Genomic DNA, 23879 nt, shown 5'->3' with positions numbered 1-23879 from the left:
ACGCGGAACGGGCCATGACCACTGAGGAAAGGACCCTCAATGATCGACACCAAGGGTATCGCTACCCGATTGCAGCGTTGGGCGGCGACCCAGGACGCACCGGTACGCGCCGCAGTGAACGTGCTCGCCGAACAGGGGCACTGGCTGGGGAACAGCCTGTTCGTCGAGGCGTGTGTGCACGAGGACGAGTTCGACAACGCCACCTACATCTCGTGGTGGCAGCTGGAGAACGCGATCGACGACGGCAAGGTGTACGGCTCGTCGGGCGAGATGGCGGTGTTGCGGTTCGCGCTGTTCCTCGCCGGTGACGAGCTGGGCATGTCGTCGCTGGGCTCCACGAACCGGAAGCTCGTCGCCACCGAGTTCGCGCGCGCCCTCGGAGTGCAGCTGTGACCGCCGTGGTGGAGCGCGAGCATGTGGTGCTCGGTGGTGACCCGGTGCTGCTGCCGTTGGTGGAGACCGTGGCGGGGCGCGCCGAGTGGGCGGCCGCGTCGTTGGCGGCGCAGCAGCCGGAGCAGTGCCGTTGGTGCCAGCACGAAGGGCACACCGTGCGTTGGCACGTGTACCCGCACCCGGGGGAGAACCCGGCGGAGGGCGTGCTCGACGAGTTGGTGTCGGCCTGCTTCTGCTGCATCTGGGGGCCGCGCGGACTGCTGGACCGCGCCGAGCGTGAATCCGTCGATGACCGGCCGATCGAGGTTGAGCACTGCGACCGCGACGGCCGATGGGCGCACTTCGAGAGGTGGATCTGATGGGCATCATCCGGAAGTTGCGGGACACGTCGAAGTGGGTCGACCGAGTTGTCGAGGAAGAGGTGGGGCCGAAGCCCGCGCCGAAGCCGAAGCCGGCGAAGGACGGGCGGAAGTCGAAGCTGCAGCGCCTGGGTGAGCGGATCGGTTTCCTCGGTCTGTTCGTCGTGACAGCGCTTTCCGCACTCGCGGGGTGCGCCGACGGTGTGCTGCCCTCCGGGCCGCCGGAACCGGCCCGCGCACCGCAGACGCCGGCCGACAAGCTCGACGCGATGTTCACCGCTTGGCTCAAGGACATCGACAGCGTGCCCTTCCCCCGCTGGGAGGTGGCGTGATGGCGGCGCGCCCCGGACATCCCAGTACGCACGGACACCACGTCAACCCGCAGACGTGCGGCGGCGGCTACCACCGGAACTGCAGCGGCTTCTCTGGCTGCTACGACACGTACCTCTGCGGGTGCTGCTGCCACGACCTGGACTTCAAGGCGGACACCGTCACTGACGAGGACCGTGCGTGGATCGAGCGCGTGACTGCGCGGGAGGTTCCGTGATGGCCCTCTCGGACAAGCAGAAGGACGTGCTCCTCGTCGTCCTCGGCGCGCTCGCCGTGATCGTTTCCATCCTCGCGATCGCGTTCGGTGCCCTCTACGCCGTGTCCAACACGGCCCCCAACCCGGATCCCACCATGACCGTCTGCCGCCCGCAGTACGGCAACTGCACGGAGGCAACCAGGTGAGCGAGCCCCTGAACCACGAGGACTGCCGTCAGGTCCTCATCGACGAGATGGCCAAACGACACACCGAGGTGACGGTCACGACCGCGCCGCCGGTCATCGTGAACCCGTACACGACGGATCCCTTCGTGTGCCCGCATGGCACCGCGTTCTGGATGGAGCCGACGAGCGAGCAGATCGCCGAGTGGGCGCGGGAGGGCGTGCGATGACCACCGACGAAGAGGCCGTGTGGCCGACGGCGGCGGATGTTCCGCCTTCGCCGTTCCCGGTGCGGGCGCAGTGGCCGCGCGGCGCGTTCCCGGCCCGACCCGGCCGGCATCGCCGCCAGGACCCGGGCGATGCCCCGACCGTGCCGTTCCTGTTCACCCACCCGCCGATGTTGGCGGGCACCGACAACCCTGGAGGAACCCTGTGAGCGAGAAGTTCACCGTGACGCTGCAGTACACCCGGCACCTGCAGTTCGATGTCGAGGCCGACAGTGCGAGGCAGGCCTACACGGAGGTTCGTGAAGGGTTCGAGCAGGGCGACCTCCGCCCGAACGATGGCTGGGCAGACGACCTTGAGCTCGAAGGAATGAAGCTCGGTGATCGCGAGGTCGAGTTCCAATTCGACTACGACTGGAAAGCCCCGAAGGACGAACGTGGCTTGACGCCGCTGAAGGCCATCGCCAGCGACGCGAAGAACTTCAGGCGCATCGACTCCGACCTCGACACCGGCGCGCTGCTCGACCGCCTCTTCCCGGTCGACGAGGACAACACGGCGGTGACCGCGTGACGCTGAACACGAGCATCGCGATCGGCAAGCCCTACCCGGTTCGGCAGGTCTTCGACTTCTGCCGTGAGCTCCTGAACACGCCTGAAGGGACTCCGTTCTCGGAGGAGCACTCCTCGTGGCGCAAGGGCGTCAAGCAGATCTTCAACCCGTGCGGCATCGGACTGCCTGCGTGGCTGTGGATCTACTACGGCGCGGACGGCCCGATGGTCGAAACCCCGGACGACCCCAGCGACGAGGACGAAGTCGAGTACATCGCGCGGACGCCCACCAAGAACGGCTGGGCGGCGATGGAGGTCACGTTCGACACCGCCTACGGCTATCGGGGTCCGGACGGTGAGTCGTGCTCGCAGCTGCACGCGCGTCTGGTCGCGCAGTTGGGGAAGTGGCTCGACGCCAAGGGCCTCCCGTGGAAGTGGCAGAACGAGTACACCGGCGAGTGGTTCGACGGGTACGACGGTCTCGCCGAGCTCGTGGGTGCGCACGAGTCGACCGGCGCGGACGAATGGTTCCGTGGCACCGTGCTGCCGCTGATCGCTGGTGGTGCGCTGTGAGCGAGCTCGACGAAGCCGGCCTGCGCGTCGCGGCGCTCAAGGTGGTCTCGGACTACACGAAGACCTGCTACGACATCGCGCGCGCCGAGATGGATGGCCACCTCACGAAGGGCGACCGGCGGATCGTGCGCGCCGACGGCGTGAAGCTGGCGGCGGTGTCGAAGTCCGACCCCGACGCGAAGGCGAAGGTGGTCGACAAGGCCGCGTTCGAGCGGTGGGCGGCCGAGACCTACCCGGAGAAGATGACTCGCGGCTACGAGATCGCAGGCTCGGCGAAGGAAATCGTGGACGTGCTGTTCGAGCACGCGCCCGAGCTGCTGCGCCCGGTCCAGTCGGCGGACGCCGTGCTGAAGCTGACGCTCACCAACTCCGCGCGGCTCGGCGTGCCGACCGGGCCGGGCGGCGAGGCCGATGTGCCCGGCATCGAGGTCGAGCACCCGGACGGCGTGGTGTCGTGCCGGCCGGACGACGACGCGCTCGGCCACGTGATCCAGCTGTTCCGTGACGGCAGTCTGTCGCTGGAGTCGCTGGCCCCCAGAGAAATCGCCGGGGGTGAGGCGTGAACTCGGAGACGTTGGCGAAGCTGCGCGCCCCGTTCCAGGGTGACGCGATCGGGAAGCTCCCGAAGGTCAACTGTGGTGACTGCTCCGCCAAGGACCGGCAGTGCAACAAGCACCAGAGGAAGACGTGCCGGGTCTGCAAGGCCTACATCTCGACCCAGCACATCCACCTGGACTACGTGGGCCACGCGCACGTCACCGAACGTCTGCTCGACGTCGACCCGGACTGGTCGTGGGAGCCGCTGTCCTACAGCAGCAACGGTCTGCCGTTCCTCGACGACGGGTACGGCCTGTGGATCAAGCTGACCATCGGCGGCAAAACGATGATCGGGTTCGGTGACGCCCCCGGCAAGCGCGGCGGGAACGCGGTCAAGGAAGCCATCGGCGACGCGATCCGCAACGCCGCCATGCGCTTCGGCGTGGCGCTGGATCTGTGGAAGAAGGAAGCCCCCGAGGCGGCGCCCGAGCAGCGCGAGGAGAAGCCGGCCGCGCCGCTCACCCCCGAGCAGCGCGCAACCGAGCTCCGAAAGGCGATCGCCACCGTCGGCAAGCGCGCCAGCAAGTCGGTCGACCAGGTCGCCGCCGACTTCTACGAGTGGTCCCACGGCAAAGAGATCGGGCAGGCCTCGCCCGCGGTGCTCGCCGAGTACCTCGAGCACATCCAGAGGCCGGCGTGAACGAGAAGGACTGCCGCGACATCGTGGCCCAGCGCTCGGACGGTGTCTGCGAGATCTGCGGTACCGCGCGCGCCGCCACGATGCACCACCGGCTCACGCGCCGCTTCGGGAAGTGGACCCCGTCGAACATCGTCCACCTGTGCGGCGACGGCACCACCGGATGCCACGGCCGCGTCACCAACACCCGCACCGAGTACTACGACCACGGCTGGCTGATCCGCACATGGGACCTGCGTGCCCCCGACGAGATCCCGTTCCTGCACTGGCAATGGGGATCCGTCGTGCTCGACGACGCCGGCGACTACCACCTGAAAGGCGAGGCGGCATGAACACGAACCTCGACATGCTGCAGCACGTCGTCGAGCACGCGAAGCGCTGGCGGATCGGTGACCAGCTCAAGCAGTTCGACGTGTCCGCGACCATGGCGAACCTGACCCTGCCGGACCACGACGTCGGCCTGTTCGTCGAGTGGGCGCGCCGCCTGGACGGTGTGCTGATCACCGCGTCGGCGAGCTACGCCCGCACGTTCGGGATCCTCCACGCCGCCGGCCACATGATGTCTGGGCACCTGCTGCACGTGTACGTGACGAGCGACAGCGAACGCATGCGGCGCGCCGGCCTCCACGGCTCGGTGTTGGTGGCCGAGGTGGAGCAGTACGTGCGGCACAACGTCGTCGGGCTCCCCGCCGGGGCGTCGTGACCGCCACCGTGTGCGGCTCCTGCAGCCGGCCGCTGAAGGGCACACAGAGCCGCGGCCGCGGGTACGGGCCGGTCTGCTACCGCCGCAAGTTCGGCGAGCCGCCGCCGCGCCTGCCCCGAGTCGTCGTGCGCGTGCACGGACTCGGCTGGCTTCACGACGACCCGCACCCGGTCGACCCCAACCAGATCCCTCTACCCCTGGAGACCCTCGTGGACGCCGAAACCCGAAAGGCCGCGATCGACCAGGTCGCCCGGCACGCTCTCACCCGCCAGCTCGATCTCGCTGTCGAGTTCGGGCGGATCGACTGGGGCGACTACGACGAGCTCGTCGAACGGGACTTTGACGCCGTCCTCGCGCGCGTGCAGCAGATCTCCGACTCGATGCGCCCCACGATCGCGGCGTATCAGGCCGCCTACGAGCACCTCACCCCCACCGTCCAGGAAGGACAGCCCCGATGACGAAGAAGACCACCGTTCCTGCGACGTGCACCGTCGACGTGGCCCAGTGCCACGGGCTGCTCACCGACGTCTTGCGCTGCGCGGACACCGATCCGTGCCTCCCCATGATCAACGGTGTCTTGCTTCACGGCGACGAGCACGAGGGCCACCCGGTGCTCGTGGCCACCGCCACCGATCGATTCAAGCTGGCGCACGCCCACATTGACGCCACCGGCACGCCACTCGGCGAGGTGTTCGTCAGGGTGGCCGAGGTGAAGCGGCTGCTGGCCGTGCTGAAGGCGCTGCCGAAGGACTCGACGCTGCTGGAGATCAGCAGTAACGACGTCGGTGACGTGGTTTTCTCCGCTCGCGGCGCGTCGGCGACCTTGGAGCACTACGACCTCGGCAACGGCGGCTTCATCGAGTACTCGAAGTTGTTCGCGTCGCTGGAGAAGGCGCAGTCGCAGGAGCGGATCGCCGTCAGCGGGCCGAACCTCGAGGCGATCGTGGCTGTGGCGAAGCGTCGCCGGGAGGCCATCCGATTCGAGGCGCACGGCAAGGCGAAGCCGGCTGGTGTGTTCGTCGGCGACCGCTACCGCGCGCTGATCATGCCGATGCGCCTCGGCGACGACGTGGTGACCGATTCGCCGCTGTTCGTCCCGCCGGGCCAGCGCGAGAAGCAGAAGGCCGCCTGATCCTGCTGGGGCCGGTCCGAGGGGCACCGGCCCCAGCATCCCAACGATTCTCGAGGAGGTGAGCATGGATTCGCTCACTGGAATCCCCACCCTGGACGCGCTGATCCCGGTGGCGCAGCAGCTGATCGGCGCGGTCCGCACGAACGACGCCGACGCGATGGACGAGGCGTTCGCCGAGGCGATCATCGCGACCGGCGGCACGGTTGACCCGTGCCAGGCGCTCGCAGTGTTGCTCGCCGCCATGGTCCCTGACGACCAGCGTCCGTCCGAGCTCCTGGAGTGGATGAGCGTCGATGCCGGCTACCGGCTGCTGCTGGGCAAGGGGATCCTGCCGGACATCGCCCGCGAGGTCGTGGGCTACAAGAACAGGACCGCCGCCTGATGGCCCGCATCCGTACGTACAAGCCGGACTTCTTCACGTCCGAGGACGTCGCCGCGTTGCCGTTCCGCGCACGCCTGACGTGGCTGGGTCTGTGGACGCAGTGCGACGACCACGGCCGGTTCAAGGACAACGCGAAGCTGATCAAGGCGAGCGTGTGGCCGCTCGACCCGGTTTCACTGCGGGAGGTCGAGGAAGACCTCGCGGTGCTCGCGCGAGAAGGCCGCATTGTGCGGTACATCGCCGAGGGCAAGCCGCTCCTGGTGGTGACGAACTGGCATTTCCACCAGAACATCAACCGGCCCGGCCGCCCGAACTTCCCGGCGCCGCCCGTGCCGATGCCGACGCCGGCGCCCGGCGAACCCCGGTTTTGCCCGGTGTGCTGGGACGACTTGATGACACACGGAGGGCTCACTGAGGGCTCCCATGTGGACAACTCGACCGAAGGTAAAACCGCAGCTCAGGACGACAGTGATGACTCAGTGAGTGTTCACAGAGGACTCACTCTAGGAAAGGAAGGGAAAGGAAAGGAAGGGAAGGGAGACGCGAGCTCACGCACGCGCCCCTCCCCTCGATGCCCCGACCACGAAAACACCCCGAAGCCGCCGCCGTGCCGCCGCTGCGGAGAGGCCCGCCGCGCCGCCGAGGCGTGGGAGACCGAGCACGCTGTCGACGCGCGCGCCGCGGTCCGCCGCTGCCAGATGTGCGACGGCGAAGGGTTCCGCTGGGACCCGGTGGGCCGGCATCGCGGCCCGACCCGCGATCGCTGCGACCACCGGCCGATGGTGGTGGCGTCGTGAGCCCCGACCGCTACGGCGAGCCTGACGACGAGGCACCCGAGCACGACGAGCGGTGCCGCAACGGATGGCTCGACCGCGACGCCGATCCCGCCGTCCCATGCCTGATCTGTAAGCCGCATCTCGCGCCGGCGTTGTTGCGCCGTTCCACGCTCGACGCCGACCAGCTCCGCCAGGAGCCCCGAAACCCCGAAGGGACAACCGATGCCTGAGAAGACCAACGTGCCGCCGTGGATGGCGAACCCCAGCGCTGCTGACTCCGACACCGACCCGCTGCAGGAAGCCCGCTCGTGGGCGCGGCACGGCTACGAGATCGGGCAGCGCAGCTGTACCTGGTCCGACCACGGTGTCGCGCCGGAGTGGCTGACCGGCTGGCACAGCTTCGAGACGCTGTCCTCTGCAGCTGACGAAAACGGTGACGAAACCACCTCGACCGTCCCGATGCCCGCGGAGGACGGGAACGCCAGCGAGCGGCCAAACCAGCTGGGCGAAACGGCGCCTTTGGCGAGTCACGACTACTGGGTCGAACGTGCCGAGGTTGCCGAGCAGCGTGCCGCATCGTGGTGGGAGGCAGCGAAGAAGCTGAGCCGGGCGGAGCGCCGAGCCCGGTGGGATTGGATCGTGCTCACGGGCAAGGCGGCCAAGTGGAAGGCCCGCGCCGACGTTGCCGAGGGCAACGCCAAGTTCTGGGAGACGCGCGCGACAAACGCTGCCGCCCGCGCCGATTCTGCGGAGGCGAACCTCGCCGAGACGAACCGCCTGCTGACCGCCTACCAGCATGACGTGGTCGCGTGGAAGCGCGAGCGTGACGAGGCCCTGGCGAAGCTGGCCGATATCCGCGACTGGGCCACTGCCAAGGAAGCCAGCACCCGCGAGTGGGACAAGAACCACAACACCGAGTGCGAGTGCGAGGTCGCCCAGACCACCTACGAGGTCCTCGCCGAACTGCGCAAGATCGTCAACCCGGAGGCCGTCCAGTGAGCATCGAGAACCCCCGCCAGGAAGCCGACACCCCGCGCGCGCGAGACTTCCGCTGGCTTCACAACCACGGGCTGTTCCGCGTCGACCCGGACGGAACGATCTACCAGCTCGTGGACCACAACGTCGAGCCGTTCGAGACCGCGATCGAGTGGACGAGCCTGCCCGCCGACGCCGTGAAGCTCGGAGACGTCGGGCCCCTGCGCCGGCAGCTCGAAGCACAACGCAAGCTCCACGACAGGGAGATGCAACAGGGTGTCGAGGCGATCCGCGAGCGTGACGCCCTGCGCGCGGACTACTGGAATCTCTGCAACACGGCCGACCAGGCCATTACGGCCGCCGCCCGGGAGCGTGACGCCCTGCGCGCGGACATCCGTGCCGTGCTGGACAAGGACTGGCAGGAGATTCGACCGTACGCCCAGTTCCTCGAAGGAAAGCTCGGTCGCATCCGCGCCATCGTGAACGGAGAGCAGGCATGATCCCCATCGGAGACCCCCGTCAAGACGCGGGTTACTGCTCCGGACGTCGGGACCTGGCCGGCGAGGTCCTCGCCGTGCTGGACGAGTACCGGGCGCCGGGGCCGCATGACCCGGTGGCCGCCCTTGCCGACATCCGCGCAATCGTGGAGCGCGAGACACCCCGCGAGGAGCCGGCGCCAGTGGGGTACGCCGAGCACGAGCGCGTGGTGATGGAGGAGATCGACCGTCGGGACGAAGCCGAGGAGTGGGCCGACAAGCTAGCCGCTGCCCTCGCGCCATCCGATGTGCTCGGCGAGCACTCCAGCACGAACAACCCGTGGAGCAACGCTCTGGACTACGCCGCGGGGCGAGCAGTGCCACACGGGGAGCCTGAGAGCTACCGGGACCGCATTGCGCGCGAGTTCGGGGAGTCGGATGCCTTCGACGACGACCACGAGGCGTTGAACGAGCGGAACCCGGTCGACGAGGAGGGTTCGCCGTCGGCCATTGCTGCCGAGGAGCTGGCCGCGCTCACGCCACCCAGGGCGGGCGCGCCGCGCTGCCGGTGCTGCGCTGACGGATCGTTCACGCCGAACCCGTTCGTTCCCGAGGTTTGCGGTGACGGCCGCCTCCCGGAGAGCAGCCCCCGTCGCGGCTGTGGCCACGGGCAGGTCGCTCACGGCCACGTAGTGGAGCACCAGCAGGACCCCTGCAAGTCCTGCGTCGCTGGCGGCATCTGCAAGCGCCCGACCGCTAGTGACTGCATCGCGGTGACCCACGAGTCCGTGGTGGAGCACCAGCCGGCACAGGACGGCGAAGACGACGCGCTCGCGGCGATCGGCACGCGCGTCATGGACGACTGGGCGCGCGAGATCGAGAAGCTCACTGCCGAACGAGACGAGGCCCGTGCGCAGCGGGACGAGGCCATGGCGAACGGGGCATGGCACCGCGACAACCATGGCGCCTGCGACGAGGCCGTCAAGGGACTCGCCGCCGAGCGGGATCAGCTGCGCCAGTACGCCGAGACGGCGCGCCACCACCAGCAGAAGCACGCCGAGACGCACCGGGAACTGGTGAACGTCCGTGCCCGCATCGACACCGCGCTCGCCATGATCAACGACGGACCGTGGCCGTTGCGTGCGGACCATCTTGGACGCATCGTCGCCGTACTCCGGGCCGCCCCTGTGGCCAAGGAGGGGGAGTAGATGGCAAGGCGACTGGGCCACCCCAGCACTCACGGCCACCACGTCAACCCGCACACGTGCGGCGCCAGCCACCACAACGTCTGCGATGGCTTCTCCGGCGGCTACGACACGTACGTGTGCGGCTGCTGCTGCCACGACCTCCACACCGACCCGAAGACCGTCACCGACGCGGACCGCGCATGGATCGAACGCGTCCGGGCTGTGGCCAAGGAGACGGGCGAGGAGGCCGACCAGTGAGCGACGACGACGTGTTCGACGACGGCTGGTACGACGACGAGCTACTCGGACCTCCGAAGGAAGAGCCCGACTGCATGGAGTGCCAGGACTACGGCTGCCGCTGGTGCCGCCCGACCCCCTGGCAGCGCTGGTGGTGGCTCCACGTCGGTCACCGCCTCGCCGCCGCGCGGATGCGTCTTCGCCGCCGCGCCAACCACCCGCTCGACGAACCGCCGTTCTGAGGAGGCACACCATGATCCATCCCACCTGTTCCTCCACCGAGGACGGCCCGTGCCCGTACACCCCGCTCGCCGGCGTCGACACCTGTCTGCGCCACACCCGGCAGGGAGACCGCGTCCAGTTCGGCGGCCTGATCCGCGACGGTCAACGCCCCGACACCCCCGCTGCTGGGGTGTGGGCCTCGGACTACCTCGCCACCCGGGAGGCGTCGTGACCACGCCGGCGGTTGCCCTCGGCCGCCACCTTCGCGGCCTGCGCGAGCAGCTCGGCCTCACACAGGTGGCCGTTGCGAAGCTCATGCAGTGCAGCTCCGGCCACGTCAACATGATCGAACAGGGCCAGCGCGACATGCGGATCTCCACCGTCATCCGCTACTGCGACGCCATCGGAGCCCGCGTCCACATCGGATTCCCCACGAAGGAGGGCGACCAGTGACCGAGATCGCCGTCGGCAAATGCCGGGTGTGCGTGAAGCAGGAGACCACCAGCGTCGCCTACGCCTGCAACGAGTGCGTCAACCACCTGATCAAGTTGGTCGGCGAGCTCGTGGTGTACGCGACGCTCATCCTGCCGTTCATGGTCGAGCCCGGCCGCGGCATGACGGGCCGCATGTCGCCGGGGTTCGGCCCGCGCTCGCCGGCGCGCGACGACGTGATCGCCGCCCTCGACCTGCGCTCACTCCCGGGCGACGTCGACGAGCACGGCGACGCCATCACGCGGCGCCCCGACGATGCCCGCACCTGGATCGCGTCCATACCCGGACGCTTGGCCGGTATCGCCGACGCCATCGCCGCTGAACGCGACGAGGCCCGCCCCGGCGGCACCATCGACGCCGACGCCGGCTACATCACCCGCAACGCCTGGTGGCTCGGCGGACAGCCGTGGATCGACGACGCTTACGGCGACATGGCCGAGATCCACCACATGGCCCGCGCCCTCTCAGGCGACACCCCGCAGCGTTCCCTCGGCGAATGTCTGAACGTCACGTGCGGCGGCAAGGTGTACTGGGGCGGGGTTGGCCGCCCGGCGCAGTGCGACGCCTGTAAACGCACGTACGACGGCCTCGATCTTGTCCGCCTCGAAGCAGCATCGGAGACAGCAGCATGACCGACTACCACGAGTGGGTGCGCAACGCGCAGCGCGTCGATGCCCGCTACGCCAGGCCCGGCCTCGGCACGCATGCCGTCGGCTACGTCACCGGCTACACCGAACGCCCCACGGTCCACATCGTCCAGCAGGACGGCCGCGACCTCACCTGGATCGCCGACCTCTGCGTGGCGGTGGACCAGGGCTCGGACGCTGACCGCATGGCCGCCTTCGCGCGACGCGATCAAGGCCACAAGCCACCGGCGATGGACCTCGCGACCGCGCGCCGCATCGTCGCCGAGCACGAATGCAGCACCCACGGCCACGACTGGGACGCCATCAGCATCCCCATGCTGTCGAGCCTGCCGGGTGGGTTCGTGTGCAGCCGCTGCCGTGCGAAGCTGACTGTCACGGCCTCGGAAGGATGACCGCCATGCCCCAGCTCACCCCGGTCACCCGCGAGCAGCTCGACGGCACCGCGGAGTACCTCGAGAAGATGGCCGCACAGCTCCGCGCAGCAGACCCGAAGCAGGTCCGCACCGTCGAGGTGAACGAAGAGACGACGTTCGCCGACACGCCGTGGGCGCCCGCGACGATCATCGCGGCCGAGGAGCTCACCGTTAGCATCGAGTGGATCCCGGAGACCGATCGTGGATGACCTGATCGCGTTCCTCCGCGCCCGCCTCGACGACGACGAGCGGATCGCCAACGCGATGAAGGCCGTGTACCCGACGCCGTGGGACATCCCGGACCGTGGGTGGATGGCACGAGTCGTCGCCGACGGCCCGTTCTTTCACGAGGTGATCCGCCTAGAGCAGAACCAGGCGCCCGGAGTCGGCTACCTGACCGACGCCATCGAGCACGTCTGGCGCCACACCCCCGACCGCGTGCTCGAAGATGTCACCGCCAAGGCCACGATCGTCGCGGTCGCTGGCGACTACGCCGCGGTCACCGCGCCGGACGCCAACCAGGTCGTGACCCGCGAGACGTTGCGGCACGTGCTGAAGCTGCTGGCTCTGCGGTACGCCGATCACCCGGACTACCGAGAGGAATGGAAGCCGTGAACATCCGCGACACCGTCTGGGAGTGCCCGGTCGACGGCTGCGACTGGACGCTCAGCCAGCTCGACTACGAGCGGAACCGCCCGCCGTTGCGCGCCAAGGTCACGCTTGATGCCGCTGGTGCGCCCCAACTCGACATAGGCCAGGCCATCGTGGCAGACGCCAAGCACCTCGACGGGATGCTGCGCGAACACCTGGAGACGCACGACGTGGTCGACTGGCTGAAGACGGTGCAGCGGCTCAACCAGGAACTATCGCAGTTCGACAGTGGCATCCGGCCCCACGACTACGACCGGCAGCTGCGCTCAATGCAGGACGGAGTCAACCGCCTACATGAGCACCTTGCTGCGGTTTCCGATGCCTACGCGATCGACGACCCGGACAGCTCACCGTGACCCGCGTCCGAGCGTCCGACGTCGTGCTGCTTCTCCACCAGGAGGCCGCCAAGCGCGAGCAGGCCGGCGACCTGGCGGGCGCGAAGCGGCTCCGCATCGGCACGGCCACGCTCCGCAAGTGGGTCCAGCGCCGCCACATCACCCGAGGATCCGGCGGCTACGACCTCGCCGAGATCCTCACCTACATCGATCACCGGGAGAACCGATGACGCACTACCGCGTCGACCATAAGCGCGGCGCCACCGACATGCGGCTCGTCGTCAGCACCGAGCACTCGCTCAAGACGATGACCGCGTTTCTCGATGCGCACGGCATCGACGTCAACGACGTGCCCGCACCGTCCTTTGTGACCGTCGACGACGGCAAGGTCACCTTCGAGGTCTGCGAGCGCGACGCGGACGGCCACCTCGTAGTCATGGGCGACGACGTGAAGCGCAAGTTCGTCACCGTCGACCAGCGCGCCCCGTGGCCGCCTGCCGAGGTGACAGAATCCCCGGCATGAGCGACGAGACACCCACCTGTTCGAAGTGCGGCACCGCGCCAGCCGGCCCCGGCGGCATCCTCTGTCCGAGCTGCAAGTCGAGGATTGAGACTGTTCGGCTCGGCAGCTAGCGCGCAGCGCCGGGCGTGGGTAGCTCGGCGTCGTCATCGCCGACGTACCAGCGCAGGAACCCGCGGATGATGGTGCCGCGGTCCGTTCCGTTGGCAGCGGTGGCTTCGCGGGCGCGTTCCCATAGGTCGTCGTCGACGCGCACGGAGCGGTGCTGGGTCTTGGGCTGGTTGGCCATGGCTGAATCTACCACGGGTGTACGTACACCCCGTTGGAGTAGTGACAGGTGTACGTACACCTCGATAAGGTGTACGTACACCCAATGGAACAGACCAAGGAGCACCACATGGCGAAGGTCAGCGAAGCAGCCAAGCAGGTCTACGGCGAACTCGTCGACGGCTACGGCCCCGACCAGGCGCACGAGATGGCCCAGCAGGCCCTCGGCGACGCCAAGGCCGAAGCCCTGCGCGCCGACCAGGACAACTGACAGCAAGGACGTGAGCGGTCAGGCCGCGCACCCGGGAGATCCGAGCCCCGGCGTCCACGCGTAGAGACCAGCAGGTGGGTAGTCGAGCCGGCGGGACCCGGACGACTCTGGAGCAGCGGCAACGCCGTGGAGAAGCCCACCATCCCCAATGCCCTCGCTGGCGACACGCGCCACAATGGACCCCCGGTGATTGCCCAAGGTCAACAGGTGTGTCACGCTCTACCCGGGCGTGAGCCATGCCCACCCCCACAGACCTACCGAACGCCCCCGATGAGCCACCCGGCCTCGGGGGCGTTTCGCATGCCCAGGGAGCGACCGTGGCCGACGAGTACACGCCCGAGCAGCTCGCCGAAGCCGAGCGCCAGGAGAACCTCGCACTGTCGCGTGCCGAGAAGGCCGAAGCGATCGCCGCCCGCGAGGCATCTACTCGCAACACCAGCGGGTAAGAACGATCAAGGGGCACAGCGCATGGGCGGCGGCAGCGAGACCGGCGGCAACTGAAAGGCGGCACCCCATGGCCCTCGGACTACTGGCCCTAGCAGTGGCGTGCCTGGCCGTGGGTGGCTTCCACCCCGACCTACCCACGTGGGTACCCGGCCTGTGCTCGGCCCTCGCCATCACAGCAGCCATCCTCGCCGCGCTGGTCTCCTTCGGCGCCATCACCGTCACCACCTAGCCCAGGCACAGGCAGAACGCCATGCCACGGGCCATGAAGGTGTGCAGCACGCCTGGATGCCCCGAGCTGGTACCCACCGGCACGGGCCGGTGCGACGACTGCGCACGCGAGGCTGATCACGCACGAGGCAGCGCACGCGACCGCGGGTACGACCGGGCACACGCCACCCGGTTCCGCCCCGGGGTACTGGCCAAGCATCCGATCTGCCAGCTGTGCGGCAAGGACTGGTCCAAGCACGCAGACCATCACCCAGTGGACAGGCGAACGCTCGTGCTGCGCGGTGAGGATCCGAACGACCCGAAGCACGGACGCGGCTTGTGTCACAGCTGTCACAGCAAGGAGACAGCTGAGGCTCAGCCTGGAGGCTGGGCGAACCGCTGACCGCGAACCCAAGCAGAGCAAGAAAAATCTTCAAAGAATCTTGCTCAAACCCTTGACTTGATCATGGGGTGGGGGGTGACCCCCCGGATGATCCACACCAGGACCGCTGGGGAGGCGTCTGCCAGGTCCGCCAGGTTCAAAAGGGCTCACCGCGCGATGCGGTCGGCCGTCTCTCGATGCCGCGCGATGCGGCTGAGGAGTGATCAACATGCCAAGTGGTGGTGCTCGGACTGTTTCCGGGCCGCCGCCGGACCCGAACGCGTTGCGGCGTGATCGGGCTTCGGATGCGGCGGGGTGGACGACGTTGCCGGCGCGGCGCGAGGGCGAGCCGCCGGAGTGGCCGTTGGTGATGCCGACGGATCGGGAGATGCAGCTCTGGGAGGAGTTGTGGGCCCGTCCGCAGGCGGTGATGTGGGAGCGTCTCGATCAGGGCATCGAGGTGGCGATGTTCGTGCGGAAGCTCGGCGAGGCCGAGTTGCCGAAGGCGAGCGTCGAGCTGCAGAAGGTTGTGCGGCAGTACCTCGACAGCTTGGGTCTGTCCGTGCAGGGGATGTTGCGGAACCGGTGGAAGATCGCCCCCGCAGCTGATGCCCCGGCGGAGAAGCGGGCCGCGAAGGCGCCGGCGCGCCGCTCGTCGCGGTCGCGGCTGACGGTCGTCGACGGTGAAGGGGCCTGAGCAGCAGTTCGTCGTCGACTTCCCGACCCTGTGGGTGGTCCCGGATTGGATCGAGGCACATTGCCCGATCCCGGATGGGTTCCACCAGGGCGCTCCGATGGAGCTCTACCGCTGGCAGCTGTGGTGCACGGTCAACCACTACCGGATCCGGCCGGACGCCGAGGTGGGGCAGAAGTCGACCGCGTTCTACAACCGGCGGTCGCAGGTGGTGGCCCCGCAGAAGACCGGCAAGGGCCCGTGGTCGGCGACGGTCGTGTCGAACGAGGCGGCCGGGCCTGCGGTGTTCGCGGGGTGGGCGGGGAAAGACGACGGCTACGCCTGCATGGATCACGGCTGCAGCTGCGGGTGGGAGTACCCGTACGAGCCGGGCGAGCCGATGGGGATGCCGTGGCCGACGCCGCTGATTCAGCTGCTCGCCACCTCGGAAGACCAGGTCGACAACGTGTATCGGCCGCTGCAGGCGATGATCCGCCTGGGCCCGCTCGGCGACCTGATGCGGGTCGGCGAGTCGTTCATCCGGGTCGGGGCGCGCGGCCGCGTCGACGTCGTGACGTCGAGCGCACAGTCCCGGCTGGGTAACCCGATCACGTTCGCGCTGCAGGACGAGACGGGCCTGTACACCGCTACCAACAAGATGATCCGCGTTGCGGAGACGCAGCGCCGCGGTTTGGCCGGCATGGGTGGCCGGTCGATGGAGACCACGAACCCGCCGGACCCGTCGGAGGACTCGACGGCGAAGCGCACGATGGACAGCCAGCGCCCGGACATCTTCAAGCACTTCCCGCAGGCGCCGGCGACGCTGTCGTACAAGAACAAGGCCGAGCGGCGCCGCATCCATCGCATCGTCTACGCCGGTTCGGATCACGTCGACCTTGACGCGATCGAGGCCGAGGCCGCCGAGTTGATGGAGAAGGATCCGTCACAGGCGGAGAGGTTTTTCGGCAACCGCATGGTGTCCGGGTCGGATGCGTGGCTGGAGCCGGCGAAGTGGGCCGGCCGCGCCGCGCTTCGCGAGGTGCCGGACGGTACGCGGATCGTGCTCGGCTTCGATGGGTCCGATGTGGACGACTGGACTGCGGTGCGGGCCGAGGTGCCGGAGTGGGGCTACCAGTTCACGCCGACGTACGGGCCGAACCGGTCGCCGACGATCTGGAACCCCGCCGACCACGGCGGGCAGGTGCCGCGGCTCGAGGTGAAGGCCGCGATGGCGGAGCTGTTCGCCCGGTTCGACGTGGTGCGCCTGTACGCGGATCCGCCGTACTGGGACACCGAGGTCGACGAGTGGGCCGAGGCGTTCGGGGAGAAGCGGGTCATCCGCTGGTACACGCGGCGCCCGGTGCAGATGCACGACGCGTGCGAACGCCTGAAGGGCGACATCGTCAAGGCCGACGCCGAGGCCGAGGTGAAGTTCACGCACGACGGGTGCCTGATCACCGAGGACCACGTCCGCAACACCCGCGCCGCGGCGCGGCCGAGCAATCGCTACGTGCTGGTGAAGGCCAGCGCCAACCAGAAGATCGACGCCTGTGTGACCTCGGTGCTCGCGCACGAGGCCGCCGGCGACGTGATCGCCGCCGGTCTGGCCCGGAAGAAGCGACGCAAGATCGTCGCGATGTGAAGGAGGTGCGGGGTGACGCAGCCGACCTCCGACGAAGACTGGGTGACCTACCTGGCAGTTCGTCACGACCAGGAAATGGAAGAGCTCGAGCGGCTCAACGGGTACTACGAGGGCACGCAGAAGCTCTCGTACATGCACCCGGAGGTCGAGCGGGAGATCGAGGACCGGATCCGTCCGGTCGTGATCGGCTGGCCTCAGCTGGTTGTGGACGCGGTCGAGGAACGCCTTGACGTCGAAGGGTTCCGGGTTCCGACCGAGGACGCCGACGACGAGGACCTGTGGCGGATCTGGCAGGCCAACGACATGGACGAGCAGTCGCAGCTCGCGCACGTCGACGCGCTGGTGATGAAGCGTTCCTACGTCACGGTCGGCACCAACGAGAAGGACCAGACCACGCCGATCCTGGCAGCCGAGTCGCCGCTGGAGATGTACGCCGACGTCGACCCGCGCACGCGCACGCTGCGCGCGGCGCTTCGTCGTGTGGCCGTCGAGGACACGTTCGCGAAGATCGGCGACCGGTCGGCGACGCTGTACCTGCCGAACACGACCATCTGGTACGACTGGGCCAACGGCTGGAAAGAGAAGGAACGCGACAACCACAACCTCGGCGAGCTGCCGGTCGCGGCGATCGTGAACCGCGCGCGGCTCAGCACGAACCGCGCGGACCGTCGCACCTTCCAGCTCCGGCAGCTGGGTTCCTCGGAGCTGGCACCGGTGATCCCGATCTCCGACGCGGCGAACAAGATCGCGACGGACATGATGCTCGCCGCCGAGTTCCTGGCCCTTCCGGTGCACGGGTTCTTCGGCATCGGCCCGGAGGACCTCGAGGACCAGCAGGGCAACAAGCTCACCGCGATGCAGGCGCTGCTGAAGCGGTTCCTCACGATCCCCACCGGCTACGACGAGGGCGCGAAGGAATTCTCCTTCCCAGGCGTTAACCTGGGTGGCTTCCACGAGTCGATCAACCAGTTGGCGCAGATCGTCGCGTCGCTGGCCGGCCTGCCGCCGCACTACCTCGGCTTCACCACGGACAACCCCGCCTCGGCGGATGCGATCCGCTCGGCGGAGTCGCGGCTGGTGAAGCGCTGCGAGCGCAAGCAGCGCCCGTGGGGCGGGGCGTACGAGCGGATGTGCCGCATCGTGCGCCGCTTCCAGACCGGCGAGTGGGACCCGCGGCTGAAGCAGCTGGAGACGATCTGGCGGGATCCGTCGACGCCGACGGTCTCGCAGATGGCCGACGCCGCGCAGAAGCTGTACGTGGCGCCGCCCGGGCAGAAGCCGATTCTCACGCTGCGCCGTGTGCGGGAACGTCTCGGGGAGACCGACGCGTCGATCCGCCGCATGGAAGCCGAGCAGGCGGAAGAAGACCAGCGCGCGGCCGCGCTCGACCCGATCAGCGTGGTCGCCGACGCGCTCACACCGCCTCAGCCGCCGGAGCCCGCCGGTGCCGTCGGCGCGTGAGCTCGCGCTCCGGCACTACACCGCGCGGCAGCGGCTCGTGCGCTCCACCGCGGCTGCGGGACGGCGGCTGTGGAATCAGGTCGACCCCGCAGACCTGAGCAGGTCGTGGATACCGCTGCTGGCCCGGCTGCTGGTGGTCGTGACCGGCGCCCAGCTGGCGGCGGCCCGCGCGGCGAACGACTACGTGGCCGGCACGCTGGCCGCGCAGGGACTCGAGTCGGAACCCGCCGGCGAGGTGGTGGCCCAGTCGCTGGCGGGGATCGCCTCCGACGGGCGGGAACTGGCGTCGCTGCTGCTGAACCCGGTCATCGCAACGAAAAAGATGATCAGCCAGCAGCTGGCGACCGAAGGACGGATCAGGCTGGACTCGGCGCTCGCTACCGGGCAGACCACGCTGGAGATGACCCTGCGCACCCAGATCGCCGACGCCGGGCGCGTCGCCGACGGGGTCGCGGTCGCCGCGCGGCCCCGCACCGGGTACGTGCGGATGCTCGTCGGGGACTCGTGCCCTCGCTGCGCGATCCTGGCCGGCCGGTTCTACCGGTACAACGCTGGATTCGAACGCCACCCGAATTGCGACTGTACGAGCATCCCAACCGTCGAGGACGTCGCCGGGGACCTCGCCACCGACCCGCAGCTCGCGTTCCGCGAAGGACGCGTCCGGGGACTGTCCAAGGCAGACGAGAAGGCCATCCGCGACGGCGCCGACATCGGCCAGGTCGTGAACGCGCACCGCGGCGTGTACACCGCCGGCGGGCAGAAGCGGACCCGTGAGGGCATCACGCGCCAGGGTTTCGCGGGCGCGCGTCTCCGCGGGCAGGTCCGGCTGATGCCGGAGCAGATCTACCGCGAGGCCACCTCGCGCGACGAAGCCGTGCAGCTGCTGCGCGCGCACGGCTACATCATCTGACTCCCGACCGCGCGATGCGGCCCGGGCAACCCCTCTGCGATGGAGGAACCACCACATGACCGAACCGACCACGGCACCGGAGAACCCGGAACCGCAGCCGACCGAGGACCCGAAGCCAGAAGCCACGACGGGCGAGCCGTCGACCGACCTCGGAGACGCGGGGAAGCGTGCGCTGGCCGAGGAACGCAAGGCCCGCAAGGCCGCCGAGAAGGAAAAGAGCGACCTCGCGGCCCGGCTCAAGGAGTTCGAGGACCGCGACAAGTCCGAACTGGACAAGGCCACCGAGGCGTGGAAGAGCGCCGAGGCCGAACGCGACGCCGCGAAGGCGGAAGCGCTCCGGTTCCGCGTGGCCGCCGAGTTCGGGATCTCGACCGCGCCCGACGACGAAGGCGTCAGCGACGCCGACCTGTTCCTCACCGGCCAGGACGAAGAAACGATGCGCCGCCAGGCGCAGCGGTTCTCCGCCCGCCAGACCCCCGCCGGCCCGTCGGTGCCGAAGCCGGACCCGAGCCAGGGTGCCCGCGGCCCGGTCGGGATGGACGCGCGGATCGCCGAGGCCGAGAAGAACGGCGACGTCAAGGCCTCTCTGGCTCTGAAGTCGCAGCAGCTGCTGAAGAAGTAGGGCAGGAATCCCCTGCCCCTGACCCCCTGGAGGGAACGCCACCATGGCTACCGTTTCGGGGCAGGGAACCACGTTCAACCTGCCCAACTACCACGGCGAACTGTTCAACGTCACCCCGACCGAGACGCCGTTCCTGTCCGCGATCGGCGGCCTGGCCGGCGCCGTGCCGGTGAAGTCGAAGCTGTTCGAATGGCAGACCGTCGACCGCCGCACCTCCTCGGCCGGCAACACGAAGCTGGAGGGCGCGGCCGCGCCGACCGCGGGTGAGCAGTCCCGCTCCGCGGTGACGAACGTCGTCGAGATCCACCACTCGGCGATCGACATCTCCTACACCAAGCTGGGCACCACGTCGGACTACTCCGGCGCGAACATCGGCCCGGACGACAACCCCGTCCTCGACGAGCTGTCGTTCCAGATCAACGCCGAGCTCGAGTCGATGGCCGTGGACATCGAGAAGTCGTTCCTCACGGGCGCCTTCGCGAACCCGGGCACGAACGCGTCGGCGCGCACCACGCGCGGCATCTTCACCGCCGTCACCACGAACGTGAACGCCAACGGCGGCACCCCGCGGGCGCTGTCCAAGGCGATCGTCGACGCGACCCTGATCACCGCCTACAACAACGGCGCGAAGCTGCCGCAGGGCTCGACGGTGTTCATGTGCAACCCGGCGCAGAAGGTCGTGCTGTCGAACCTGTACTCGGCGTCGCCGCTGAACCAGCCGACCATGACCCGCAACGTCGGTGGCGTCGCCATCGACACGCTCGTCACCGACTTCGGCGTCTTCGGCGTCATGGTCAACCGCTGGGTGCCGGCCGGGAAGATCGGCATCTTCGACCTGTCGGTGTGCCGGCCGCGGTTCCTGTCGATCCCCGGCAAGGGCCTGCTGTTCGTCGAGCCGCTGGGCAAGACGGGCTCCTCGGAGAAGTGGCAGCTGTACGGCGAGGTCGGCCTGGAGTACGGGCCGGAGACCTACCACGCGGTGATCGCGGACCTCAGCTGATCGTCGGGCCCGGCCGGTGCGCCACCGGCCGGGCCCCCTCTCGTGAAGGAGCTCCACCATGGCGAAGTTCGAGCACCACCGTTACCCGGCGCTGAGCCTGCAGGGCAGCGACGACGTGCGCCCGTACGCAGTCTTCACCCCGGAGGCGCGCGAGTTCGGAGAGCACACCATCAAGGTCGGTGTCCTCGAGACCGACGACGAGGACACGGTGTCGCGGCTGCGTGCCGCGATCGCAGCCGGCGGCGACGAACACCTCAAGGAGATCGACGCCCCCGCCCCCGCGCCCGAGGTCGAGGACTACGACGAGGGCGACGACCTGTCCGGCCTCGACAAGGACCAGCTCCTCGCGGTCGCCGAGGCGGAAGGCGTGACCGTCGACAAGCGGCTCGGCGCCGACAAGCTCGCCGACGCGATCCGCGACCACCGCAACGCCTGAGCGGAACGGGGAGGCCCTCATGTCTCTGCTCGCTGACGTCGAGGGCCTCCGCGGCCTCCTCAAAGAGGACGCCGGTTCCCTCAGCGACGACGACGCGACCCGCCTGCTCGAACTCGCGACCGGTGTCGTGCAGGCCGCGGCCGGGCAACTGCTCGTCGAAGTCGTCGACGACACCATCACGCTGATGGGCACCACCGACCGGTGGCTCGACCTCCCGCAGCGACCGGTCACCACGGTCACCTCGATCTCGCTCGAGGACGAACCGGTCACCGACTACAAGCGGTTCGGGGACCGGCTGTGGCGCCGCCACGGCTGGGCCCGCTGCGCCGACGAGCCCGCTGTCGTGGAGGTCGTGTACACGCACGGCTTCCCCGACTGGGACGCGAAACTCGCCCTCGCCCGCAGCGCCGTGCTCGCGGTCGCGGCGAAGATGAACGATAACCCCACCGGCGCGACCGGGTTCACCATCGACGACTACAGCCAGCAGTACGGCCAGTCGTCCACCTCGGACCTCGCCGGGCTCATCCCGGACAACCTGCGCCGGTCTCTGCGCCGCGCCTACGGTGCCCGCGGTCGTCTGGTGAGGATCGGGTGAACCCGGCCCGGCTGGTCGTGGCCGGTCGCCGCCGCGCCGAAGCGATGATGGTCGACGCCTGCAGGATCCGGCCCGTCGACCAGGCCAACGTGGTCACGGACCCGGTCACCGGCAATGTGACGCCTGCGTACGGGGATCCGGTCTACACCGGCAAGTGCAAGCTGCAGAACCAGCGGCCGTTCCCGTCCACCCCGGACGCCGGCGAGCACCAGTGGACGCGTTCGCCAATGTGGCTGCACCTGCCAGTCGTGGGCAGCGGGCAGGTGAAGACGGGCCACGTCGTCGAGATCACCGCATCCATCAACCCCGACAACATCGGCCGCCTGTTCCGGGTCGAGACCGGGGACAGCAAGACCTTTCAGACCGCGCTGCGGTTCCTCGTCGAGGAGATCACCGGCTGACTAAAGGGAGGTGTTCCTGTGTCTGAAGTGGACATGTCCCAAGTCGACCGCCTCGCCGACGACCTCGAGGCGATCGCGGAGAAGGCGGCGCCGAAGGTGAAGAAGGTCGTCGAAAAGGGCGCCGTGAACATCAAGAACGGGATGCGTCAGGACGCCACCGGGCACCCGACGTTCCGGTACTTTCCCGGCTCCATCTCCTACGACGTCACCGACGGCGGGATGGGCGCCGAGATCGGCCCGGACAAGAACCTCGTGCAGGGCGCGCTGGGCAACCTCCTGTACTTCGGGACCTCGCGCACCGCCGGTGTGCTCGACATCAACCGGCCGCTGAACGAAGAAACGCCGCGGTTCGCCGACGCGCTCGCCGACGTCGCCGAGGACATCCTGTGACCGCGCCCGACCGCACCATCTCCAAGCACCACACCGCGATCCTCGCCATGCTGCGGGCCGGATCGCCGCCGTTCACCGTCTACGACGGGCAGGTCCCGAACCCGCCGTCGTTCCCTTATGCGCTGCTGAACATAGGCACCGGCATCGACCGTGGCACGAAACTGTGCGGCGACCCGGACGAGACCACGTTCCGTTTCCTGGTCACCTCGGTCGGGCTCACCGCCGACTCCGTGTTCATCGTCGCCGACGAGACCAAAGCGCGCGTGCTCGGCGTCCGCCCCTCTGTCGACGGAAGGGCCGTGGTGCGGATCCGCAAGGAAAACGACGGTGGTCCCGTCCAGGAAGACCGGGACGTCACGGACACCGCGACCGGGCGCCACCCCATGTTCGGCAAAGACACCTACGTCTTCGAGTCCCGGAAGGGCTGATCACCATGGCAACTGTCCCGATCCAGCAGGCCAAGCTCGGCGGCGTCGTGCTCACCACGACCGCCGCGACGGCGGGTCCCGACAAGGTGAAGCCGGGCGACCGGGTGCTGCTGGTCATCAACAACGCCGGCGCGTCGGCGATCACCGCGACCGTCGTGGTGCCGGGCAACACCGCCTACGGGCAGCCGGAACCGGACGTGACGTCGGTGTCGATCGGGGCGGCGAAGATCGGTGTCCTCGGCCCGTTCCCGGCCGCGCTGGCCGGCACCGACGGCCTGGTCGCGTTCACGGTCTCCTCGACCACCTCGGTCACCTACTCCGCGGTCCGGGTCTGAGTCATGGCGTCGAACCTCGTGCGTGCCCGCTGCGAAGAGACCGGCCACGTTGCCGCGCTGCCGAAGGCCGCGCTGGCGCTCGGAATGTGCCCCGGCTGGGTCGAGGCCCCCGGGCCTGTGCCGTCACGGCCGAAGACGGCCGCGTTCCCCCGAACCTCCGGTGACAAGCCGGAGACCGAAGACGCCGACAGCTCGTCGGCCGACACCGACAAGGAGTAGCTCCC

General features: G+C 68.9%; 48 protein-coding genes. 47 read left to right on the top strand and 1 reads right to left on the bottom strand.

What is annotated here, in order from left to right:
• The first annotated feature begins 39 nt into the window (after positions 1-39).
• From ACFY1H_RS47040 to ACFY1H_RS46890, 31 genes are all read left to right on the top strand, one after another.
• Positions 40-393: a hypothetical protein gene (locus ACFY1H_RS47040; RefSeq protein ID WP_386956458.1), complete on the top strand. Its 354-nt coding sequence runs from the start codon at positions 40-42 to the stop codon at positions 391-393.
• Positions 390-752: a hypothetical protein gene (locus ACFY1H_RS47035; protein WP_386956457.1), complete on the top strand. Its 363-nt coding sequence runs from the start codon at positions 390-392 to the stop codon at positions 750-752. The genes ACFY1H_RS47040 and ACFY1H_RS47035 overlap by 4 nt, the downstream gene beginning before the upstream one ends.
• The gene (locus tag ACFY1H_RS47030) at positions 752-1084 is read left to right on the top strand and encodes a hypothetical protein (protein ID WP_386956456.1); all 333 of its coding nucleotides are present in this window, start codon (positions 752-754) and stop codon (positions 1082-1084) included. Before ACFY1H_RS47035 ends, ACFY1H_RS47030 begins: the two co-directional genes overlap by 1 nt.
• A gap of 214 nt (positions 1085-1298) precedes the next feature.
• Positions 1299-1484 carry a hypothetical protein gene (locus ACFY1H_RS47025; protein ID WP_386956455.1) on the top strand — a complete coding sequence of 62 codons (186 nt, stop codon included), beginning with the start codon at positions 1299-1301 and terminating at the stop codon, positions 1482-1484.
• Entirely contained in the window at positions 1481-1690 is a 210-nt protein-coding gene (locus tag ACFY1H_RS47020; protein WP_386956454.1) for a hypothetical protein, read from the top strand. Before ACFY1H_RS47025 ends, ACFY1H_RS47020 begins: the two co-directional genes overlap by 4 nt.
• Positions 1687-1896 carry a hypothetical protein gene (locus ACFY1H_RS47015; protein WP_386956453.1) on the top strand — a complete coding sequence of 70 codons (210 nt, stop codon included), beginning with the start codon at positions 1687-1689 and terminating at the stop codon, positions 1894-1896. Before ACFY1H_RS47020 ends, ACFY1H_RS47015 begins: the two co-directional genes overlap by 4 nt.
• A 14-nt stretch (positions 1897-1910) precedes the next feature.
• A complete protein-coding gene (locus tag ACFY1H_RS47010; protein WP_386956451.1) occupies positions 1911-2255 on the top strand; it encodes a hypothetical protein in 345 nt (114 codons plus the stop codon).
• Entirely contained in the window at positions 2252-2806 is a 555-nt protein-coding gene (locus ACFY1H_RS47005) for a hypothetical protein (protein WP_386956450.1), read from the top strand. The genes ACFY1H_RS47010 and ACFY1H_RS47005 overlap by 4 nt, the downstream gene beginning before the upstream one ends.
• Positions 2803-3369, top strand: coding sequence for a hypothetical protein (locus ACFY1H_RS47000; protein WP_386956449.1), 567 nt, complete (start codon positions 2803-2805; stop codon positions 3367-3369). The genes ACFY1H_RS47005 and ACFY1H_RS47000 overlap by 4 nt, the downstream gene beginning before the upstream one ends.
• Positions 3366-4043 carry a hypothetical protein gene (locus tag ACFY1H_RS46995; protein ID WP_386956448.1) on the top strand — a complete coding sequence of 226 codons (678 nt, stop codon included), beginning with the start codon at positions 3366-3368 and terminating at the stop codon, positions 4041-4043. Before ACFY1H_RS47000 ends, ACFY1H_RS46995 begins: the two co-directional genes overlap by 4 nt.
• Positions 4040-4372 carry a hypothetical protein gene (locus ACFY1H_RS46990; RefSeq protein ID WP_386956447.1) on the top strand — a complete coding sequence of 111 codons (333 nt, stop codon included), beginning with the start codon at positions 4040-4042 and terminating at the stop codon, positions 4370-4372. Before ACFY1H_RS46995 ends, ACFY1H_RS46990 begins: the two co-directional genes overlap by 4 nt.
• Positions 4369-4743 (top strand): hypothetical protein, encoded by a 375-nt coding sequence (locus tag ACFY1H_RS46985; RefSeq protein WP_386956446.1) that lies wholly within the window; start codon positions 4369-4371, stop codon positions 4741-4743. Before ACFY1H_RS46990 ends, ACFY1H_RS46985 begins: the two co-directional genes overlap by 4 nt.
• Positions 4740-5201 (top strand): DUF6011 domain-containing protein, encoded by a 462-nt coding sequence (locus ACFY1H_RS46980; protein WP_386956445.1) that lies wholly within the window; start codon positions 4740-4742, stop codon positions 5199-5201. The genes ACFY1H_RS46985 and ACFY1H_RS46980 overlap by 4 nt, the downstream gene beginning before the upstream one ends.
• Positions 5198-5875, top strand: coding sequence for a hypothetical protein (locus ACFY1H_RS46975; RefSeq protein ID WP_386956444.1), 678 nt, complete (start codon positions 5198-5200; stop codon positions 5873-5875). Before ACFY1H_RS46980 ends, ACFY1H_RS46975 begins: the two co-directional genes overlap by 4 nt.
• A gap of 64 nt (positions 5876-5939) precedes the next feature.
• Positions 5940-6257, top strand: coding sequence for a hypothetical protein (locus ACFY1H_RS46970; RefSeq protein WP_386956443.1), 318 nt, complete (start codon positions 5940-5942; stop codon positions 6255-6257).
• Between the two features lie 56 nt (positions 6258-6313).
• Positions 6314-7054: a hypothetical protein gene (locus ACFY1H_RS46965; RefSeq protein WP_386956442.1), complete on the top strand. Its 741-nt coding sequence runs from the start codon at positions 6314-6316 to the stop codon at positions 7052-7054.
• Complete coding sequence (locus tag ACFY1H_RS46960) at positions 7051-7263, top strand: hypothetical protein (protein WP_386956441.1); 213 nt, start codon at positions 7051-7053, stop codon at positions 7261-7263. Before ACFY1H_RS46965 ends, ACFY1H_RS46960 begins: the two co-directional genes overlap by 4 nt.
• Positions 7256-8032, top strand: a complete 777-nt coding sequence (locus tag ACFY1H_RS46955) for a hypothetical protein (protein WP_386956440.1) — start codon at positions 7256-7258, stop codon at positions 8030-8032. The genes ACFY1H_RS46960 and ACFY1H_RS46955 overlap by 8 nt, the downstream gene beginning before the upstream one ends.
• Positions 8029-8508: a hypothetical protein gene (locus ACFY1H_RS46950; RefSeq protein ID WP_386956439.1), complete on the top strand. Its 480-nt coding sequence runs from the start codon at positions 8029-8031 to the stop codon at positions 8506-8508. Before ACFY1H_RS46955 ends, ACFY1H_RS46950 begins: the two co-directional genes overlap by 4 nt.
• Positions 8505-9692 carry a hypothetical protein gene (locus ACFY1H_RS46945; RefSeq protein ID WP_386956438.1) on the top strand — a complete coding sequence of 396 codons (1188 nt, stop codon included), beginning with the start codon at positions 8505-8507 and terminating at the stop codon, positions 9690-9692. Before ACFY1H_RS46950 ends, ACFY1H_RS46945 begins: the two co-directional genes overlap by 4 nt.
• Positions 9693-9929: a hypothetical protein gene (locus ACFY1H_RS46940; RefSeq protein ID WP_386956437.1), complete on the top strand. Its 237-nt coding sequence runs from the start codon at positions 9693-9695 to the stop codon at positions 9927-9929.
• The gene (locus tag ACFY1H_RS46935; RefSeq protein ID WP_386956436.1) at positions 9926-10150 is read left to right on the top strand and encodes a hypothetical protein; all 225 of its coding nucleotides are present in this window, start codon (positions 9926-9928) and stop codon (positions 10148-10150) included. Before ACFY1H_RS46940 ends, ACFY1H_RS46935 begins: the two co-directional genes overlap by 4 nt.
• 11 nt (positions 10151-10161) lie before the next feature.
• Positions 10162-10362: a hypothetical protein gene (locus tag ACFY1H_RS46930; protein WP_386956435.1), complete on the top strand. Its 201-nt coding sequence runs from the start codon at positions 10162-10164 to the stop codon at positions 10360-10362.
• Positions 10359-10583, top strand: coding sequence for a helix-turn-helix domain-containing protein (locus tag ACFY1H_RS46925; protein WP_386956434.1), 225 nt, complete (start codon positions 10359-10361; stop codon positions 10581-10583). Before ACFY1H_RS46930 ends, ACFY1H_RS46925 begins: the two co-directional genes overlap by 4 nt.
• Complete coding sequence (locus ACFY1H_RS46920; RefSeq protein ID WP_386956433.1) at positions 10580-11254, top strand: hypothetical protein; 675 nt, start codon at positions 10580-10582, stop codon at positions 11252-11254. Before ACFY1H_RS46925 ends, ACFY1H_RS46920 begins: the two co-directional genes overlap by 4 nt.
• Positions 11251-11661, top strand: coding sequence for a hypothetical protein (locus ACFY1H_RS46915; protein WP_386956432.1), 411 nt, complete (start codon positions 11251-11253; stop codon positions 11659-11661). Before ACFY1H_RS46920 ends, ACFY1H_RS46915 begins: the two co-directional genes overlap by 4 nt.
• Before the next feature lie 5 nt (positions 11662-11666).
• Complete coding sequence (locus tag ACFY1H_RS46910; protein ID WP_386956431.1) at positions 11667-11891, top strand: hypothetical protein; 225 nt, start codon at positions 11667-11669, stop codon at positions 11889-11891.
• Positions 11884-12297 (top strand): DUF6221 family protein, encoded by a 414-nt coding sequence (locus tag ACFY1H_RS46905; protein ID WP_386956430.1) that lies wholly within the window; start codon positions 11884-11886, stop codon positions 12295-12297. Before ACFY1H_RS46910 ends, ACFY1H_RS46905 begins: the two co-directional genes overlap by 8 nt.
• Positions 12294-12689: a hypothetical protein gene (locus ACFY1H_RS46900; RefSeq protein ID WP_386956429.1), complete on the top strand. Its 396-nt coding sequence runs from the start codon at positions 12294-12296 to the stop codon at positions 12687-12689. The genes ACFY1H_RS46905 and ACFY1H_RS46900 overlap by 4 nt, the downstream gene beginning before the upstream one ends.
• Positions 12686-12898: a hypothetical protein gene (locus tag ACFY1H_RS46895; RefSeq protein WP_386956428.1), complete on the top strand. Its 213-nt coding sequence runs from the start codon at positions 12686-12688 to the stop codon at positions 12896-12898. Before ACFY1H_RS46900 ends, ACFY1H_RS46895 begins: the two co-directional genes overlap by 4 nt.
• Positions 12895-13191, top strand: coding sequence for a hypothetical protein (locus tag ACFY1H_RS46890; protein ID WP_386956427.1), 297 nt, complete (start codon positions 12895-12897; stop codon positions 13189-13191). The genes ACFY1H_RS46895 and ACFY1H_RS46890 overlap by 4 nt, the downstream gene beginning before the upstream one ends.
• A 106-nt stretch (positions 13192-13297) precedes the next feature.
• Here the strand turns inward: ACFY1H_RS46890 and ACFY1H_RS46885 are convergent, their stop codons facing one another.
• A complete protein-coding gene (locus tag ACFY1H_RS46885) occupies positions 13298-13477 on the bottom strand; it encodes a hypothetical protein (RefSeq protein WP_386956426.1) in 180 nt (59 codons plus the stop codon).
• Between the two features lie 84 nt (positions 13478-13561).
• Here ACFY1H_RS46885 and ACFY1H_RS46880 point away from each other — a divergent pair, with 84 nt between their 5' ends.
• From ACFY1H_RS46880 to ACFY1H_RS46805, 16 genes are all read left to right on the top strand, one after another.
• On the top strand, positions 13562-13726 hold the full coding sequence (locus ACFY1H_RS46880; protein WP_386956425.1) for a hypothetical protein: 165 nt from the start codon (positions 13562-13564) through the stop codon (positions 13724-13726).
• 317 nt (positions 13727-14043) lie between these two features.
• On the top strand, positions 14044-14172 hold the full coding sequence (locus tag ACFY1H_RS46875; RefSeq protein ID WP_386956424.1) for a hypothetical protein: 129 nt from the start codon (positions 14044-14046) through the stop codon (positions 14170-14172).
• 68 nt (positions 14173-14240) lie between these two features.
• A complete protein-coding gene (locus ACFY1H_RS46870) occupies positions 14241-14402 on the top strand; it encodes a hypothetical protein (protein ID WP_386956422.1) in 162 nt (53 codons plus the stop codon).
• A 685-nt stretch (positions 14403-15087) separates the two neighbouring features.
• The gene (locus ACFY1H_RS46865) at positions 15088-15459 is read left to right on the top strand and encodes a hypothetical protein (protein WP_386956421.1); all 372 of its coding nucleotides are present in this window, start codon (positions 15088-15090) and stop codon (positions 15457-15459) included.
• A complete protein-coding gene (locus ACFY1H_RS46860; RefSeq protein WP_386956420.1) occupies positions 15446-17077 on the top strand; it encodes a hypothetical protein in 1632 nt (543 codons plus the stop codon). Before ACFY1H_RS46865 ends, ACFY1H_RS46860 begins: the two co-directional genes overlap by 14 nt.
• A gap of 12 nt (positions 17078-17089) precedes the next feature.
• Positions 17090-18538 (top strand): phage portal protein, encoded by a 1449-nt coding sequence (locus ACFY1H_RS46855; protein ID WP_386956419.1) that lies wholly within the window; start codon positions 17090-17092, stop codon positions 18536-18538.
• The gene (locus tag ACFY1H_RS46850) at positions 18522-19448 is read left to right on the top strand and encodes a hypothetical protein (RefSeq protein WP_386956418.1); all 927 of its coding nucleotides are present in this window, start codon (positions 18522-18524) and stop codon (positions 19446-19448) included. The genes ACFY1H_RS46855 and ACFY1H_RS46850 overlap by 17 nt, the downstream gene beginning before the upstream one ends.
• Positions 19449-19503: 55 nt before the next feature.
• On the top strand, positions 19504-20070 hold the full coding sequence (locus tag ACFY1H_RS46845; protein ID WP_386956417.1) for a hypothetical protein: 567 nt from the start codon (positions 19504-19506) through the stop codon (positions 20068-20070).
• A gap of 43 nt (positions 20071-20113) precedes the next feature.
• Entirely contained in the window at positions 20114-21070 is a 957-nt protein-coding gene (locus ACFY1H_RS46840) for a DUF5309 family protein (RefSeq protein ID WP_386956416.1), read from the top strand.
• 58 nt (positions 21071-21128) lie between these two features.
• Positions 21129-21506: a hypothetical protein gene (locus ACFY1H_RS46835; RefSeq protein ID WP_386956415.1), complete on the top strand. Its 378-nt coding sequence runs from the start codon at positions 21129-21131 to the stop codon at positions 21504-21506.
• 19 nt (positions 21507-21525) lie between these two features.
• Positions 21526-22101 (top strand): hypothetical protein, encoded by a 576-nt coding sequence (locus ACFY1H_RS46830; protein ID WP_386956414.1) that lies wholly within the window; start codon positions 21526-21528, stop codon positions 22099-22101.
• Complete coding sequence (locus tag ACFY1H_RS46825; protein ID WP_386956413.1) at positions 22098-22502, top strand: DUF6093 family protein; 405 nt, start codon at positions 22098-22100, stop codon at positions 22500-22502. The genes ACFY1H_RS46830 and ACFY1H_RS46825 overlap by 4 nt, the downstream gene beginning before the upstream one ends.
• 18 nt (positions 22503-22520) lie before the next feature.
• Positions 22521-22892, top strand: a complete 372-nt coding sequence (locus ACFY1H_RS46820) for a hypothetical protein (protein ID WP_386956412.1) — start codon at positions 22521-22523, stop codon at positions 22890-22892.
• A complete protein-coding gene (locus ACFY1H_RS46815; protein ID WP_386956411.1) occupies positions 22889-23320 on the top strand; it encodes a hypothetical protein in 432 nt (143 codons plus the stop codon). The genes ACFY1H_RS46820 and ACFY1H_RS46815 overlap by 4 nt, the downstream gene beginning before the upstream one ends.
• Before the next feature lie 5 nt (positions 23321-23325).
• On the top strand, positions 23326-23655 hold the full coding sequence (locus tag ACFY1H_RS46810; RefSeq protein WP_386956410.1) for a hypothetical protein: 330 nt from the start codon (positions 23326-23328) through the stop codon (positions 23653-23655).
• A 3-nt stretch (positions 23656-23658) separates the two neighbouring features.
• Positions 23659-23874 carry a hypothetical protein gene (locus ACFY1H_RS46805; RefSeq protein WP_386956409.1) on the top strand — a complete coding sequence of 72 codons (216 nt, stop codon included), beginning with the start codon at positions 23659-23661 and terminating at the stop codon, positions 23872-23874.
• The last annotated feature ends 5 nt before the right edge of the window (positions 23875-23879 follow it).

This window comes from Amycolatopsis sp. NPDC001319, assembly GCF_042896185.1.
Lineage (GTDB): Bacteria > Actinomycetota > Actinomycetes > Mycobacteriales > Pseudonocardiaceae > Amycolatopsis.
The sequence above is the reverse complement of the archived record's forward strand: the minus strand, read 5'-3'. Positions and strand labels throughout refer to the sequence as shown.

What these genes read in the sequence shown, in the direction of transcription:
- ACFY1H_RS47040 (WP_386956458.1), top strand. Translation starts at nt 40, where the DNA reads ATGATCGACACCAAGGGTATCGCTACCCGATTGCAGCGTTGGGCGGCG.
- ACFY1H_RS47030 (WP_386956456.1), top strand. Translation starts at nt 752, where the DNA reads ATGGGCATCATCCGGAAGTTGCGGGACACGTCGAAGTGGGTCGACCGA.
- ACFY1H_RS47025 (WP_386956455.1), top strand. Translation starts at nt 1,299, where the DNA reads ATGGCCCTCTCGGACAAGCAGAAGGACGTGCTCCTCGTCGTCCTCGGC.
- ACFY1H_RS47015 (WP_386956453.1), top strand. Translation starts at nt 1,687, where the DNA reads ATGACCACCGACGAAGAGGCCGTGTGGCCGACGGCGGCGGATGTTCCG.
- ACFY1H_RS46985 (WP_386956446.1), top strand. Translation starts at nt 4,369, where the DNA reads ATGAACACGAACCTCGACATGCTGCAGCACGTCGTCGAGCACGCGAAG.
- ACFY1H_RS46975 (WP_386956444.1), top strand. Translation starts at nt 5,198, where the DNA reads ATGACGAAGAAGACCACCGTTCCTGCGACGTGCACCGTCGACGTGGCC.
- ACFY1H_RS46970 (WP_386956443.1), top strand. Translation starts at nt 5,940, where the DNA reads ATGGATTCGCTCACTGGAATCCCCACCCTGGACGCGCTGATCCCGGTG.
- ACFY1H_RS46955 (WP_386956440.1), top strand. Translation starts at nt 7,256, where the DNA reads ATGCCTGAGAAGACCAACGTGCCGCCGTGGATGGCGAACCCCAGCGCT.
- ACFY1H_RS46945 (WP_386956438.1), top strand. Translation starts at nt 8,505, where the DNA reads ATGATCCCCATCGGAGACCCCCGTCAAGACGCGGGTTACTGCTCCGGA.
- ACFY1H_RS46940 (WP_386956437.1), top strand. Translation starts at nt 9,693, where the DNA reads ATGGCAAGGCGACTGGGCCACCCCAGCACTCACGGCCACCACGTCAAC.
- ACFY1H_RS46930 (WP_386956435.1), top strand. Translation starts at nt 10,162, where the DNA reads ATGATCCATCCCACCTGTTCCTCCACCGAGGACGGCCCGTGCCCGTAC.
- ACFY1H_RS46915 (WP_386956432.1), top strand. Translation starts at nt 11,251, where the DNA reads ATGACCGACTACCACGAGTGGGTGCGCAACGCGCAGCGCGTCGATGCC.
- ACFY1H_RS46910 (WP_386956431.1), top strand. Translation starts at nt 11,667, where the DNA reads ATGCCCCAGCTCACCCCGGTCACCCGCGAGCAGCTCGACGGCACCGCG.
- ACFY1H_RS46890 (WP_386956427.1), top strand. Translation starts at nt 12,895, where the DNA reads ATGACGCACTACCGCGTCGACCATAAGCGCGGCGCCACCGACATGCGG.
- ACFY1H_RS46885 (WP_386956426.1), bottom strand. Translation starts at nt 13,477, where the DNA reads ATGGCCAACCAGCCCAAGACCCAGCACCGCTCCGTGCGCGTCGACGAC.
- ACFY1H_RS46880 (WP_386956425.1), top strand. Translation starts at nt 13,562, where the DNA reads ATGGAACAGACCAAGGAGCACCACATGGCGAAGGTCAGCGAAGCAGCC.
- ACFY1H_RS46870 (WP_386956422.1), top strand. Translation starts at nt 14,241, where the DNA reads ATGGCCCTCGGACTACTGGCCCTAGCAGTGGCGTGCCTGGCCGTGGGT.
- ACFY1H_RS46845 (WP_386956417.1), top strand. Translation starts at nt 19,504, where the DNA reads ATGACCGAACCGACCACGGCACCGGAGAACCCGGAACCGCAGCCGACC.
- ACFY1H_RS46840 (WP_386956416.1), top strand. Translation starts at nt 20,114, where the DNA reads ATGGCTACCGTTTCGGGGCAGGGAACCACGTTCAACCTGCCCAACTAC.
- ACFY1H_RS46835 (WP_386956415.1), top strand. Translation starts at nt 21,129, where the DNA reads ATGGCGAAGTTCGAGCACCACCGTTACCCGGCGCTGAGCCTGCAGGGC.
- ACFY1H_RS46830 (WP_386956414.1), top strand. Translation starts at nt 21,526, where the DNA reads ATGTCTCTGCTCGCTGACGTCGAGGGCCTCCGCGGCCTCCTCAAAGAG.
- ACFY1H_RS46810 (WP_386956410.1), top strand. Translation starts at nt 23,326, where the DNA reads ATGGCAACTGTCCCGATCCAGCAGGCCAAGCTCGGCGGCGTCGTGCTC.
- ACFY1H_RS46805 (WP_386956409.1), top strand. Translation starts at nt 23,659, where the DNA reads ATGGCGTCGAACCTCGTGCGTGCCCGCTGCGAAGAGACCGGCCACGTT.